The 13,296-nt window shown below is 39.7% G+C and carries 14 protein-coding genes; 2 read left to right on the forward strand and 12 right to left on the reverse strand.

Translation table 11 applies throughout. The annotated features are described in order from the left end of the window. Nucleotides 1-41: 41 nt before the first annotated feature. Nucleotides 42-911, forward strand: coding sequence for a mechanosensitive ion channel family protein (locus PRK60_RS05985; protein ID WP_102169407.1), 870 nt, complete (start codon nt 42-44; stop codon nt 909-911). Between the two features lie 117 nt (nt 912-1,028). Here the strand turns inward: PRK60_RS05985 and cbpB are convergent, their stop codons facing one another. Genes cbpB through murI form a run of 4 tightly spaced genes read right to left on the reverse strand, consistent with a single transcriptional unit; the run spans nt 1,029 to nt 3,460 of the window. Then, nucleotides 1,029-1,511: a cyclic-di-AMP-binding protein CbpB gene (gene cbpB, locus PRK60_RS05990; RefSeq protein ID WP_102169406.1), complete on the reverse strand. Its 483-nt coding sequence runs from the start codon at nt 1,509-1,511 to the stop codon at nt 1,029-1,031. 31 nt (nt 1,512-1,542) lie between these two features. Further along, nucleotides 1,543-2,064: a metallophosphoesterase gene (locus PRK60_RS05995; RefSeq protein ID WP_102169405.1), complete on the reverse strand. Its 522-nt coding sequence runs from the start codon at nt 2,062-2,064 to the stop codon at nt 1,543-1,545. Beyond that, on the reverse strand, nt 2,064-2,660 hold the full coding sequence (locus PRK60_RS06000; protein ID WP_102169404.1) for an XTP/dITP diphosphatase: 597 nt from the start codon (nt 2,658-2,660) through the stop codon (nt 2,064-2,066). The genes PRK60_RS05995 and PRK60_RS06000 overlap by 1 nt, the downstream gene beginning before the upstream one ends. Next, a complete protein-coding gene (murI, locus tag PRK60_RS06005; RefSeq protein WP_216972392.1) occupies nt 2,660-3,460 on the reverse strand; it encodes a glutamate racemase in 801 nt (266 codons plus the stop codon). The genes PRK60_RS06000 and murI overlap by 1 nt, the downstream gene beginning before the upstream one ends. A 143-nt stretch (nt 3,461-3,603) precedes the next feature. On the opposite strand from murI, the gene PRK60_RS06010 reads away from it, so the two are divergent. Beyond that, a complete protein-coding gene (locus PRK60_RS06010; protein WP_102169402.1) occupies nt 3,604-4,116 on the forward strand; it encodes a DUF2507 domain-containing protein in 513 nt (170 codons plus the stop codon). Between the two features lie 149 nt (nt 4,117-4,265). On the opposite strand, the gene trxA is transcribed toward PRK60_RS06010, so the two are convergent. The 8 genes from trxA to PRK60_RS06050 all read right to left on the reverse strand — a co-directional run bounded on the left by trxA (nt 4,266) and on the right by PRK60_RS06050 (nt 13,280). Continuing rightward, on the reverse strand, nt 4,266-4,583 hold the full coding sequence (gene trxA / locus PRK60_RS06015; RefSeq protein WP_040531681.1) for a thioredoxin: 318 nt from the start codon (nt 4,581-4,583) through the stop codon (nt 4,266-4,268). 85 nt (nt 4,584-4,668) lie between these two features. Beyond that, nucleotides 4,669-7,047, reverse strand: coding sequence for an endonuclease MutS2 (locus tag PRK60_RS06020; protein WP_273645762.1), 2,379 nt, complete (start codon nt 7,045-7,047; stop codon nt 4,669-4,671). A gap of 13 nt (nt 7,048-7,060) precedes the next feature. Then, the gene (locus tag PRK60_RS06025) at nt 7,061-7,588 is read right to left on the reverse strand and encodes a CvpA family protein (RefSeq protein WP_102169400.1); all 528 of its coding nucleotides are present in this window, start codon (nt 7,586-7,588) and stop codon (nt 7,061-7,063) included. A gap of 197 nt (nt 7,589-7,785) precedes the next feature. Then, complete coding sequence (locus PRK60_RS06030; protein ID WP_273645763.1) at nt 7,786-8,085, reverse strand: DUF1292 domain-containing protein; 300 nt, start codon at nt 8,083-8,085, stop codon at nt 7,786-7,788. An 11-nt stretch (nt 8,086-8,096) separates the two neighbouring features. Then, a complete protein-coding gene (gene ruvX, locus PRK60_RS06035; RefSeq protein ID WP_102169399.1) occupies nt 8,097-8,540 on the reverse strand; it encodes a Holliday junction resolvase RuvX in 444 nt (147 codons plus the stop codon). Beyond that, nucleotides 8,537-8,782 carry an IreB family regulatory phosphoprotein gene (locus PRK60_RS06040; protein ID WP_102169422.1) on the reverse strand — a complete coding sequence of 82 codons (246 nt, stop codon included), beginning with the start codon at nt 8,780-8,782 and terminating at the stop codon, nt 8,537-8,539. Before PRK60_RS06040 ends, ruvX begins: the two co-directional genes overlap by 4 nt. 209 nt (nt 8,783-8,991) lie before the next feature. Continuing rightward, nucleotides 8,992-11,646 (reverse strand): alanine--tRNA ligase, encoded by a 2,655-nt coding sequence (gene alaS / locus PRK60_RS06045; RefSeq protein WP_216972393.1) that lies wholly within the window; start codon nt 11,644-11,646, stop codon nt 8,992-8,994. Nucleotides 11,647-11,903: 257 nt separating this feature from the next. Next, the gene (locus tag PRK60_RS06050) at nt 11,904-13,280 is read right to left on the reverse strand and encodes a DEAD/DEAH box helicase (protein WP_273645764.1); all 1,377 of its coding nucleotides are present in this window, start codon (nt 13,278-13,280) and stop codon (nt 11,904-11,906) included. Nucleotides 13,281-13,296: the final 16 nt, after the last annotated feature.

Consider the following 13,296-nt stretch of genomic DNA (forward strand, 5'->3'; position numbering starts at 1 on the left):
TGGCTTGTACAATAAAATAAGTCTTTTTAAGGAGGAAAATAATGAATTCGGTGCTTAACAAGCAAGTCCAACAAGTTACTAAAGTTTTTACTGATTTATCATGGCATGAAATTTCACAACATTTTTTCAGTCGATTACTCTTAATCGTGGTTACCCTTTTATTATTTTGTGTCCTACTCTGGTTAGGACGGTTAATTATCGATCACTTATTCGTTGAATCAAACCATGTTAAATTTCTCCAATCAAGTAACCGGGTTGCTACTATCCATGCCCTTACCCTAAACATCTATCGTTATACCTGTTACTTTTTTCTACTCTACGCCATTTTATCGGAAATTGGTGTTCCAGTCGGGACATTAATTGCTGGAGCCGGAATCTTTAGTATTGCTTTAGGGCTAGGTGCTCAAGGATTTGTCAGTGATATGGTTACCGGTTTCTTCATTCTTTTAGAACAGCAGCTAGACGTTGGTGATGTTGTAAAGGTTGATTCAATCAAAGGAACAGTCACCGCGCTCGGGCTTCGGACGACCCAAATTACAAGTAGTGATGGAACACTTAACTACATTCCAAATCGAAATATTACAACCGTGCAAAATTTTTCACGAAATAACATGGTTGCTAACGTTGATATTCGTATTTCTGCTAAGGCACCATTAGAAAAAATTGCTGAAATTATTAGTGCAGAAAACAAAAAGTTGGTGGCCACCATCCCTGAGCTTCGTTCTACACCGGTAATTGTTGGTCCCGTTAATGTCGGTGGTCAACTAGTTTTTCGTGTTACAATTACCACTCAAAACGGTGTTCAGGATAAAATTGCTAGCCGCTTTCTTTCAGATTACTTAAAGGCATTACGAAAAAACAAAATTCCACTAGGCTGGGTTAATGATTCTAATCCAAATCCAAATAACTAAAGATAATGCAATAGGTCTCTAAAGTGAATTATCTTAAATTGTTAGGTTTGTCTAACAATTTTAAGGTATTTCAAACTCTAGAGACCTATTTTGCGCTCTCTTCTTTTCCAAATATTACTATTTATTATCCAACTGTTTTTTGGACATAACCTCATAGTTTTTTCCAAATTCATGCAAGGTATAACTAACTGCCTTTAATAATTCTCGCCGTGTTACAATCCCACAAAACTGATCTTGGCGATCAACAACCGCCAAAAATGACTGATCAATCATTAAACGAAGGTTTTCTTCAACATCAAACGGATCCTGAATTACAGGGGTATTAGTTTGCATTACGTCGGCAACCGTTAATTCATTCAGCTTATTAACGTTAATTTGCTCCGTTTCTAACAGCCGATCAGTAATCATTGCTAAAGACAGCTGACCACGATAATGATTTTCATTATCAACCACGATAATCTTCGCATAACGATCCTTCGTCAATACTAAGAATGCATGATCAAGACTGTTATTAACGTTCACCGTTGCTACCAAACTTGCAGGAATCATAAATTTCCCCCGACGCTGAAGTAGTAACTTTTGGAGATGTTCTTCAATCATTAACTAGCCCACCCTTCATCTTTAATTAATTTCAGGAACGATTAAATTCAAAATGTAATTCAGAAATTGGCGAACAATTACGGTTATAGTAATCAACAACAAATTGCTTCTTTGTAATCCCTACAATTGCAAATGTGCCCCCAATTCGTGAGTATTCACCAAGAGGAAGACTAATGCTCCCAGGATTAATGAAGAGGGTTCCTGCATCCATTGAGACCGCTAACTGGTGAGTATGACCATAACAAACTACTTGTACACCAAGTGACTGGGCTTTAAGCATTAGCGGTGTTAATGAATAATTAACCCGATCGCGATCACCATGAACAACTAGGAATTTAACGTCTTTAACCGTCAAAGTTAGCTGTGGCGGGTAATTTAACCCCCAATCATTATTTCCCTTAACTGCCTGAAAATGGGTCATCTCGGTAGAATCATTTGGTAATTCAGAATCACCGCAATGGATTAGAACATCAACCTGCTTAGCAAACTGATCCTGGATATCCTTCAAGATTTTTTGATCACCATGATTATCGCTAACAATTAGTGCCTTCATTATTTATTCCACCATTCTGCAAAATGTTGAAGAAATTCTTCTAACGCCTGTCCACGATGACTAATCGAATTTTTCTGTTCAGCAGTTAGTTCTGCCATCGAACAATCAAATTTTTCGACATAGAATAATGGATCATAACCGAAACCATTTTTGCCACGGGGACTTGTTAAGATTCGTCCGTCAACTCGACCATTAGCAACTAACTTAGCACCATCTGGTTTTAAAGCAACAATCGTAGTATGAAAGTGAGCTGTCCGCTTCATTGGAGGTACTCCTGCTAATTCACGAAGCAACTTTTCATTATTTGCTTGATCATCATGGTCACCAGCATAACGAGCTGAATGAACTCCTGGAGCACCATTCAGCGCATCAACTACTAGCCCTGAATCATCCGCCATTACAGGGACGCCCAGCCTTGCCATCACAGTTTGTGCCTTAATTGTGGCATTTTCTAAAAAGGTTGTCCCATTTTCATTGATCTTAATCGGTACTGAAAAATCAGCTAGCGTTTTCACATCAATGTTGTAGGGAGCAAACATTTCACGATATTCACGTGCTTTTCCTTGATTTTTAGTTGCGATTACTAGGGAATCCATTAATTGTCTCCTTCTAAATTCAAATTATTACAACTATCATATTGACCATGCAACCACTTATCCGCACCAGCAATCAAATCATTACGGTCTCCAGTAGAATAGAGCTGATAGCTGGCAGCTTGTTGTGCCAATCGGTGCTCGGTGGTTAATAATTTTTTTACTTGATTAACTGTTTCTAGTGCGGGATCGATTAGCCTTACTTTGTTCCCCATTTTTTGATTAATCTCATGGGTAAGAAATGGAAAGTGAGTACACCCTAAGATTAACGCATCTACTGGTTCCTGATCAAAGGATGCTAATTGTTGATCTACTGTTTTCTGTGCTTCCACGGTTCCGGTCTTACCGTGCTCAACAATTGCTACTAACGGTTGTGTTGCTTTACTAATCACCTTAACGTGAGGATCAAGTTTCTGTAACTCACGTACATACGCACCATCTTTAGTAGTTGACTCAGTTGCGATAACACCAATCCGTTTTGCTTTACTTTCAATTGCAGCAGTTGCTCCAGGATTAATTACGCCAATAACTGGAATTGGCAACTCTTTTTGTACCGTTGATAAAGCAGCTGCCGTGGCGGTGTTACAGGCAATTACCATTAATTTTACTGGCTGTGCTGCTAAAAAACGGCCAATTCTTAAAACAAGTTGGCGAACAAGCTCTTGTGGTTTAGTACCGTAAGGAAAATGCCCTTCATCCCCAACAAAAATAACAGATTCATTTGGAAGTTCTTGTTGAATGACCCGGACAACGGAAAGCCCTCCTAATCCTGAATCCATAACCCCGATTGGTCGATTATCCATTTTATGCACCTCATTCTTTAGAAATCCTTGAAACTATATTATTTAATTTTCTCAAATCTTTTGCAAGTTTTCGAGTAAAATCACCGTCTTTTCCCTAATTATTCAGTATAATAGTAGTGATTTATCAAAAGGAGTATTAATCAATGAGCCAAAAGTTATATGATTCACTGCTAAATAGTCACAGGGGACTAATGAACGGAAGTCTTCGCGATGTTATTCTCCCCGCAATTCTTGGTAAAGAAACCGATGAAATGCTTTACTGGATTGGAAAAGATGTCGCCAGGCAATTCCCCGTTGGCTCGCTTGAGGATCTGCAACTAATCACCAGACAATTGGGATTCGGTGAACTATCGCTACAAAAGAAAACCACTACTAGTCAACAATGGAAACTAAGCGGTCCCATTGTTCAAGAGCGGATCAAGCAAAATGGCGAACAGACATCCTTTGGTCTTGAAATTGGATTCATCGCCCAAGAAATTGAGTTCCAATTAATGACCGTTGCTGAAGCTGAACTTAGTGAGCGAAAAAAGGACTGTATCTTCATCGAAGTCAAAAACGATCCACAAAATAAAGCTGATAGTGAACGAACAGAATTAATAACGTTCCTTGATCTTCACAATCATCAATCCGCAAACGATAAGAAGCAGGATAATTAAAAGCTAAAGAAAGTCGGCTGAGAAAAAGGAAAATCTTTTCTCAGCCGACTTTTTATTATTTTTCGGACTTACCGAGTTTAATCACGGAAATTCGAATAGACTTATTTAGGAATGGGTAAGCAAAAAACTTCTTTAAATGAATACTTCACTTAAGCATTCTCATATTGTTCAAGCAATTGCTTCAATTGCTCCTTTGAGTGATAACCCACTACTTTATCCACTACCTTACCATCTTTCTTAATCAGCAAGGTTGGAATACTCATAATTTGAAACTCTTGAGGTACCTGACGATTTTGATCAACATCCATCTTCGTAAAGTGAACATTTGGCATTTCTGCAGATAAGTTTTCAATTACTGGTGACTGCATCCGACATGGGCCGCACCAAGTTGCCCAAAAATCAGTCAAGCTTACACCAGTAGAAGTATCTTGTTCAAAGGTTTGATCCGTTGTTACTTTAACAGTCATATCAAATTCCTCCTCGATTGATTTACTCATAGTGTATCAAACTCTTACGATCTTGTCAGATAATATGCTTACTTTTTAGAAGTATTTATAAATTAACAATTGTTGCTCCATCACCGCCATTATTTGGTGCCGCATAATCAAACGATTTTACCCGCGGATTGGACCGAAGATACTCCTGAGTTCCCTTCCGTAAAGCACCGGTTCCTTTACCATGGATGATTGTTACGCTTGAAAGGTTATTCAATAATGCGTGATCGATAAAAGCAGATAATTCACTCATTGCCTGTTCATAGCGATGACCACGAAGATCTAACCGCGCACTGGTCTGTCGAGTTTGGGTTGTCCTAACTCCAGAGCTAACCTTTTCCTTTGCCCGTTCTTCTTTTCGTAACTGCTTATGGCTAATTTTTTCAAGATCATTCTCGTCAATTTCCATCCGAAGAATTCCAATTTGAACTTCCCACTTATGCTTACCACGTTTCGACAGTAGTTCGCCCTGTTGACCATAAGATTTAACAAGGACTGCATCCCCAACGCGAAGATCGTGCTTCTCCTTTGCTCTTCGCAGTACTGCATTTTTCTTCAAACGCGGACCTTCACGGTGAAGGGCATTTAATGCTCCTTGTGCATCAATTAATTCATTTTCCTTAACATTTCCGGCTTGACTAATTTCTAACTGACGCAGGTGGTGGATAATCCGGTCAGCTTTCTTCTTAGCCACTGATACTTCGTGATTAGCTTCATTCCGCGCTTTTGCCAATAGCGAATCGCGTTGTTCGTTAAATCGCTCTAACTTAGTTGTTAAATCGGTTTGCTTTTTACGGTTAGCTACTAATAGTTTCTCTAACCGTTCCTTTTCTTCACGAGCAGCTTTCCGTTGTTCAACTAACTCCCCAATCATTTGGTTAAGATCCTGACTATCTTCACTCACTAGGGACTTAGATTCATCAATGATCATTTGATTAATTCCTAGCCGTTGAGCAATTTCAATCCCGTTTGAGCGCCCAGGAATACCTAGAAGAAGGTGATAGGTTGGCTTAAGGGTCTCCTGATCAAATTCCATACTAGCATTAATTGTTTCCGGACGATCATAGCCATAAACCTTTAACTCTGGATAGTGAGTCGTGATCACTACGGTACTCCCCTTACTTGCAATATAGTCAAGAATGGACATTGCAAGAGCGGCCCCTTCCTTAGGATCAGTTCCGGCACCTAGTTCATCAAGAAGAACTAAACTTCGACTAGTAATTCGTTCAAGAATCGACTTCACGTTCTCCATATGACCGGAAAACGTACTCAGGTTTTGTTCAAGCGATTGCTCATCACCAATGTCCGCATAGATATTATCGAAGACCGCAATCGTACTTCCCTCTTGGGCTGGAATGAACAGCCCTGCCTGACCCATCATTTGAATCAAGCCAAAAGTTTTAAGGGTAATTGTCTTCCCACCAGTATTTGGTCCGGTAATTACAATTGACTGGTATTCGTCCCCGATTTTAATATCATTAGCAACAACTTTTTGCGGATCAATTAAAGGATGTCGAGCCTGACGAATAATTACCTGATTATCCGTACTGAGTAATGGCAAACTATCCTTATGGTCGCGGGCAAAACGAGCCTTAGCATTGATAAAGTCAAGGTGCCCCAAGATTTTTGCATTTGCAGCAATCTCGCTTCGGTATGGGGAAATAAGAGCTGATAACTCCGCTAATACTTCTAAAATGGCCTGTTTTTCCTCTATTTGAGCCTGACGCAGCCGGTTATTATACTCAACAACTGCGGCCGGTTCAATATATAATGTTTGCCCACTTGCACTTTGGTCATGAACGACACCGCCAAACTTGTTCCGGTAACGTGCTAATACTGGGACAACATATCGATCATTCCGGACAGTTACAATTGCATCACTCAAATACTTGGCATTTTTCCCTTGGGTAAACCGTTCCATCCGTTGGTGTATCTCTGCTTCAGTCTTGCTAATCAGTTGCCGAATCCCATGAAGTTTGGTTGAGGCTTCGTCTGTGACTCGACCATCAGGATCAATTGATTGAATTAACCGTTTGGTAATTGTTGGAATTGTTATTAGTTGCTGAACAGATTCATTAATTACTCGTAATTCAATTTTTTGTTGTTCCTTAAACTCAGCAAAGAAGTTTTTGACACTCATACTAGTCTGAAGGACCTTAGTAATTTGCGCAAGTTCGGTTCCGTTTAAATTGGCATTGATTCGTAACCGTTTTAACTGAGGCTGAATATTTTTTAATTTTGGAATAGGAATACTACCCGTTAAGCGTAAGATATCAGCACCATCGGTTGTTTCATCTAACCAATACTGAATTTGATCATGATCGGCTGATGGTGTTAACGTTGATAGTTCGTGTTTACCTGCTGCTGAGACCAGATAGCGTCCCAGCTCATGCTTAACCTGATCAAATTCCATTGTTGAAATTGTTTTTTGATCCACTTTTCTTTCCTTTCTAACCTAAAAAATTAATAAGTGTCTGCGTCAAAAATGGTGTCTCCTTAATCATTAGTTGAGCAATTTCCGAATTTGCTAACTGAACTTGCCACCAACCAACGGGACATAACTGAAAAACCATTAGTAAAATAAAAATAATTACATAGCAAATAATAAAATCTAATATTGCACCAATCCAGCGATCAACTGTTCCTAAAATCGGTAGCTTTGCAAACCATTTTAACCGTCGTAACAAGAGTCGAATAACTATCATTAAGATAATAAAACAGCTAGTAAAAGCGATCCCCCGATAAAAGAATTGGCTAAGGTTTAAACTCGCCAGGACTTCTCCCGAAATTGTTGTCCCATGATTAATTTCAGGAAAAAAGTTTGTCAACCAGTCGCCAATTACTGGTGCTAAAAACTTAGCACCAAAATAACTAATAAAGAACGTTAATCCCGTAATAATCATTGACAGTAAGCCATTTCGATAGCCACGAATAATGCTAACTATCAGTAGTAATAAAATAATTGTTGAAAGAATCAATCGTCAATCCCCCGTTAAAGGTAATCAAGAGGCCAAATGCTATGATATTTCTTCTATTCCATAGATAAAAAACGAAGCTATGAACAGTAACTGTCACGCTTCTAATGCTTCCCCTCTAAGCAAGATCAAAATTTAAGATATTTAAGATCGAAAAAAGACCAGGTTACCACCCAGCCCTTTATAGAATACAGTTAGCTTTAAGCCTTAAAGTTTCCATCATTATCCAAGAAAGTATTTAAAACTTCTTCAACCATATCCCATTCTTTATCGTCTTCAATCGGTACCAAGTCTTCACCATCACCATCTTGGTTATCAGCAATGATATAGGCCTGAATATCTACTGAATCATCATTTTCTTGTTCAGCTAGATAAATAAAAATATATGATTTTCCCCAATCATCTGAATCAAACGTAAACAATTCCTTAAAAAGCTGTTCATTACCGTTCTCATCAACTAGAGTGATCATTTGGTCATCTGTATTTTGTTGCTCACTCATTAATCTTTACCTCATTTCAATACTTGGACAAGTTTGCCGTGTCGATCTAAGTAACTTTGCAAAATAAAGGTGGCAGCCACTTCATCAATTACCTTCTTCTGCTTAGCCCGCGAAATATCAGCCTCTTCAACTAACATCCGGTGAGCCTCCACTGTTGTTAACCGTTCATCCTGAAAATCAACCGGAATTGATGGAAAACGCTTCTTGAGCAATTCACCATAATGGTGCGAAGCCTCGACACGGGGACCTTCAGTGTTATTCATATTTTTCGGTAAACCAACAACAAATCCCGCAACTTGCTTTTGCTTAACGATTTCAGCAACCCGATCAATTCCGAAGATTTCTTCATCTTCATTAATAGGGATAATTTCAACTGCTTGAGCGGTCCAGCCAAGGGGATCACTAACCGCAATTCCAACAGTTTTCGAACCAACATCTAATCCTAATAACCTCATTTGGTTTCCCCATTATTTTTAAGATATGACCGTACTAACTCCTCAATAATTTCATCACGTTCATGCTGACGAATAAGGTTCCGCGCATCATTTAACCGTGGAATATAAGCTGGATCACCTGAAAGAAGGTAACCAACAATTTGGTTAATGGGATTATATCCCTTTTCTTCTAGTGCTTCATAAACAGTTTTTAATGTTTGTTTGATATCTTCTTGACCATTTTGACCAAAATCAAAAAACATCGTCTTATCATTATTCCCTGACACACTTGTCACCTCCAGTGACTATTCATAGTTCAATTTTACTATAATCATTGGTAAATCACAATTCACTCGCTCGAAAAATAAAGGGAGCAACCATCCAAAGTCATTCCTGGCTTTTTAATGGTCACTCTCTCTTAAAGTTAACTGTAGCCTATTAACAAGTATTAATGAAGGCTTCAGTTACCTATTTAATTATTCAGATAATCAGCTGCTTGCTTAAGGGCGTCTTGGATTCCCTCTGGCTTCTTTCCACCTGCTTGTGCAAGGTTTGGTCGTCCACCACCGCCCCCGTTAATAGCAGGAGCAATTGCTTTAATTAAATCACCGGCCTTTAAGCCGTCCTTAACCTTGTCATCACTAACAGCAACTAATAAATTAGCTTTACCATCATTAGCGGTTCCTAAGACAAGAACATCTGAAAGGCTCTTTGCCCGCCAACTATCAGCTAATTGACGAAGCTGACCCATACCAGCTACCTGAACTTCAGCAGCGATTAAACTACCATTAGCCGTCTTCTGAACATTTTCGAAGACATTGTTAGCTTGTTGAGCAGCAATTTTAGCTTGAAGTGCAGTGCTTTGCTTTTGCGCATCTTTAAGCTCACTTTGCAAAGCTTCAACTTGGTGAGGAACTTCCTTAATTTGGGCAACCTTCAAATCAGTAGCCACCTTATTAAGAAGGTCGTCCCGATCCTGGAGGAAGTTAAAGGCATCGCTTGAAGTTACCGCTTCAATTCGCCGTACTCCAGCACCAACACCTCCTTCAGAAACGATCTTAAAGAGGCCAAGCTCGTTCGTATTCTTAACGTGATCACCACCACAGAATTCAGTGTTGTAATCACCAATCTTAACAACCCGAACCTTATCACCGTACTTATCAGAGAAGAGGGCGATCGCTCCCATTTCCTTAGCAGAATCAATATCGGTCTCAACAGTTTTAACCGGAATTTCCTTCCAGATTTGTTCATTAACCATTTGTTCAACTGCCTTTAGATCCTTAGCGGTAACTTGACCAAAGTGGTTAAAGTCAAAACGAAGGTAATGTTCTTCAACTAGGGAACCGGCTTGTTGAGTATGACCACCAAGAACATTCCGCAATGCTTGATCAAGCAAGTGTGTAGCAGTATGGTTCTTTTCGATCTTTAAGTGACGAATCCGGTCAACAACTAATTTGTAACGGGCACCCTTTTTCAATGGAGCATTTAATTCAACTCGGTGAAGATTTTGTTGGTTAGGAGCATGTTGAACATCAACAACCCGACCAACTTTCTTTCCATAATTGTCAATAATGTCACCAGTATCAGCAACTTGTCCACCCATCTCAGCATAGAAAGGAGTTACATCAAAGATTACTTCAATGTTCTTATCACCCGGTTGCGCATCGTCAGCCTGTTTGCCATCATGAGCCAACCCAATTACCTTAGCATCATCAACAGTTAAATCAGTGTAGCCAACATAACGACTTGCTTCCTTAAAGTCTGTCCACAGATCCGTTTGAACACCCATTCCGTTATCCATATCACGAGCATTCCGTGCCCGATTTTGCTGTTCAGTCATTGCAGCTTGGAAACCATCTTCATCAACTGTTAAGCCCTCATCGCTTGCATATTCCTTAGTAAGTTCGATTGGGAAGCCATAAGTATCATAAAGTTTGAAGGCAGTCCGGCCGTCAATTTCATTGCTGCCATCTTTCTTGGCATTTGCGATCACGTTGTTCAAAAGGTTTAGTCCACCGTTTAACGTTGCACTGAAACGATCCTCTTCAGACTTGATTACTGATGCAATGTAGTCAGCATTTTCTAGTACATCTGGATAGTAGTCTTCCATGATCTTACCAACGGTTGGCACCATCTTAGCAAGGAATGGTTCATCAATTCCCAGCTTCTTTCCAGCAACAACTGCTCGCCGAAGAAGCCGTCGAATAACGTAGCCTCGACCAACATTCGAAGGAAGTGCACCATCACTAATAGCAAAGGTAATGGTCCGAATATGATCAGCAATGATCTTGAACTGAATATCATCTTCCTTGCTTTCGCCATACTTTTTACTACCGCTAAACTTTTCAGTTTGCTTGATCAATGGCATAAAGAGGTCAGTTTCAAAGTTAGTTGGCGCGTTTTCAAAAATTGAAACAACCCGTTCAAGTCCCATCCCGGTATCAATGTTCTTATGTGGAAGTGGTTCATAGGTGTCTTCAGGAGTGTGGTTAAATTGACTGAACACGATGTTCCAAATTTCAAGGTACCGTTCGTTTTCGCCACCCGGATAATTTTCAGGATCGTCGTCAGCCAAATTGTTAAATTCTTGACCACGGTCGTAGAAGATTTCGGTATCTGGACCAGAAGGACCCTGACCAATATCCCAGAAGTTATCTTCATCAGGAATAAGGTGATCCTTTGCCACACCAACTTCACGCCACTTGTTATAAGCATCATGATCCTTTGGGTAGTATGTAATATAAAGCCGTTCTGGGTCAAAGCCAAACCAGTCATCACTCGTTAGTAATTCCCAGGCCCATGGAATAACTTCATTCTTGAAATAATCACCAACTGAAAAGTTACCGAGCATTTCAAACATCGTATGGTGCCGCGCAGTCTTCCCAACATTTTCAATATCATTGGTCCGAATACTCTTTTGTGAACTAGTCATTCGGGGATTTTCAGGAACAACCTTACCATCAAAGTACTTCTTCATCGTTGCAACACCAGAGTTAATCCATAATAAGGTTGGATCATTAACCGGCACAAGGGAAGCACTTGGCATAATCTTGTGACCATGTTCTTCAAAGAACTTCAAGTACATTCGTCGTACTTGGGCACTGTTCAGCTTCTTTAACTGCTTCATAATATCTCCCTTTCAAAAACAAAATCCATCCCTGCTTTCAGAGACGCCGAACAGACGCGGTACCACTCTGATTGCAACGATGGATTTCGTTAACCTCTTATTTCTTACTTAAAAGTAAGTTTAATATTAAATTTTCTGAATGGGTAGCATTAACTAAAACCGCATCAACTGTCACACCACCCCAGTTGTCTCTGGAATGCAGGCTTTGGCTAATATGTCCCAGACGAGTCATATTATAACGAATAATAATCGCAAAATCAACGGCTATTTCGTTCGCGACGATGTTGCCGTTGTCGTGCTCGTTTAGCTTTCCGGATTTTATGTCTTAATTCTTGTTTTTTCTTTTGCTGCTCATCCTCACGAATTGCCCGCTTAATTCGTTTTTTATAACCCGGCTTAACCTTCTTCTTTGTCTTCTTCACAAAGCCCTTCATTGAAGGATCAAGTTTTGCTTGGCGGCGACTATAATTTTGCCGACGGTTACGATCATGAGTTGTAACAATTCGACCATGACGAATTTCTTTTGGTACAAACTTAATTCCGCGTTCTTCCAATTTAGCAATTAATTCATCCTCAGAAGGAGCATAAAGGGTAATTGCTGTTCCCGGCATCCCGTTTCGACCAGTCCGGCCAACACGGTGAATAAAGTATTCCAAGTCGCTTGGAATATCATCGTTAATTACCAAAGAAACCCCATCAATATCGATTCCCCGTGCTGCTAAATCTGTTGCAACAACATATTGAAAGTCAAGATCACGAATCTGACGCATCGTTCTCTTCCGCCGACGCGCTTCTAAGCCACCATGAATTAAGGCAACCTTCAATCCCTGCTCACCTAAATACGTAGCCAGCTCAATTGCCCGCTCTTTAGTATTCGCAAAAACCAATGCTAAGTAAGGTTCGCCCATTGTCAGTAATTGGTATATTAACTGGTTTTTATCCCGACCTTTAGTCGACATTAACCAGTTTTTAACGTCAGGATTAATTACGGTCTCTGTTGGGATTTCCTCCATTACCGGATTTTCCATATATTTTTTCAAAAATGGTCGCAATTTTTGCGGTATCGTAGCAGAAAAGACCATCATCTGAAGATCATCAGGAAAATGACTAGCAATTTGATCAACTTGATCCAGAAATCCCATATCAAGTGTCATATCTGCTTCATCAACAACAAACTTAGTTGCGGTATGAATATCAAGTGCTTGACTCTTGATCAAGTCTAATACTCGTCCTGGAGTTCCAATTACTAATTGTGGTTGCTGACGCTTCAGTTGCTCAATCTGGTGTTGCTTATCAGTTCCACCAACATAATTATGAATTGTTACTGGTGTAGGCAAATGCTTGTTTAATTGCTTTGCGGCTGCATATATCTGGTAGGCAAGTTCACGACTTGGAGTAGTTATTACTGCTTGAACCTCTTGTTTAGCAGGATCTAATTGAGAAAAGATCGGCAATAGAAAGGCATGTGTTTTTCCACTACCAGTTGCTGACTGTCCAACAACACTTTCACCTTTTAGGATTAATGGAATCACCTTTTCCTGAACCGGAGTTGGTTGGTGAAAGTTAATCTCTTTAATCGCGTCTAAAAGGTATGGTTGCAAATTAAAATCAGCAAATGTTTTTGTTTGACCCATCATTGGCCTCCCTTCG

The organism is Limosilactobacillus portuensis (genome assembly GCF_028607025.1).
In the GTDB taxonomy this organism is placed as follows: Bacteria; Bacillota; Bacilli; order Lactobacillales; family Lactobacillaceae; genus Limosilactobacillus; species Limosilactobacillus portuensis.

Excerpts from the sequence above, each read along its gene's own strand:
- PRK60_RS06000 (WP_102169404.1), bottom strand. The coding sequence starts at position 2,660 with ATGGATTCCCTAGTAATCGCAACTAAAAATCAAGGAAAAGCACGTGAA.
- PRK60_RS06040 (WP_102169422.1), bottom strand. The coding sequence starts at position 8,782 with ATGTTTTTTGATTTTGGTCAAAATGGTCAAGAAGATATCAAACAAACA.
- ruvX (WP_102169399.1), bottom strand. The coding sequence starts at position 8,540 with ATGAGGTTATTAGGATTAGATGTTGGTTCGAAAACTGTTGGAATTGCG.
- cbpB (WP_102169406.1), bottom strand. The coding sequence starts at position 1,511 with ATGATTGAAGAACATCTCCAAAAGTTACTACTTCAGCGTCGGGGGAAA.
- PRK60_RS05985 (WP_102169407.1), top strand. The coding sequence starts at position 42 with ATGAATTCGGTGCTTAACAAGCAAGTCCAACAAGTTACTAAAGTTTTT.
- murI (WP_216972392.1), bottom strand. The coding sequence starts at position 3,460 with ATGGATAATCGACCAATCGGGGTTATGGATTCAGGATTAGGAGGGCTT.
- PRK60_RS06050 (WP_273645764.1), bottom strand. The coding sequence starts at position 13,280 with ATGGGTCAAACAAAAACATTTGCTGATTTTAATTTGCAACCATACCTT.
- trxA (WP_040531681.1), bottom strand. The coding sequence starts at position 4,583 with ATGACTGTTAAAGTAACAACGGATCAAACCTTTGAACAAGATACTTCT.
- alaS (WP_216972393.1), bottom strand. The coding sequence starts at position 11,646 with ATGAAGCAGTTAAAGAAGCTGAACAGTGCCCAAGTACGACGAATGTAC.
- PRK60_RS06010 (WP_102169402.1), top strand. The coding sequence starts at position 3,604 with ATGAGCCAAAAGTTATATGATTCACTGCTAAATAGTCACAGGGGACTA.
- PRK60_RS06030 (WP_273645763.1), bottom strand. The coding sequence starts at position 8,085 with ATGAGTGAGCAACAAAATACAGATGACCAAATGATCACTCTAGTTGAT.
- PRK60_RS05995 (WP_102169405.1), bottom strand. The coding sequence starts at position 2,064 with ATGAAGGCACTAATTGTTAGCGATAATCATGGTGATCAAAAAATCTTG.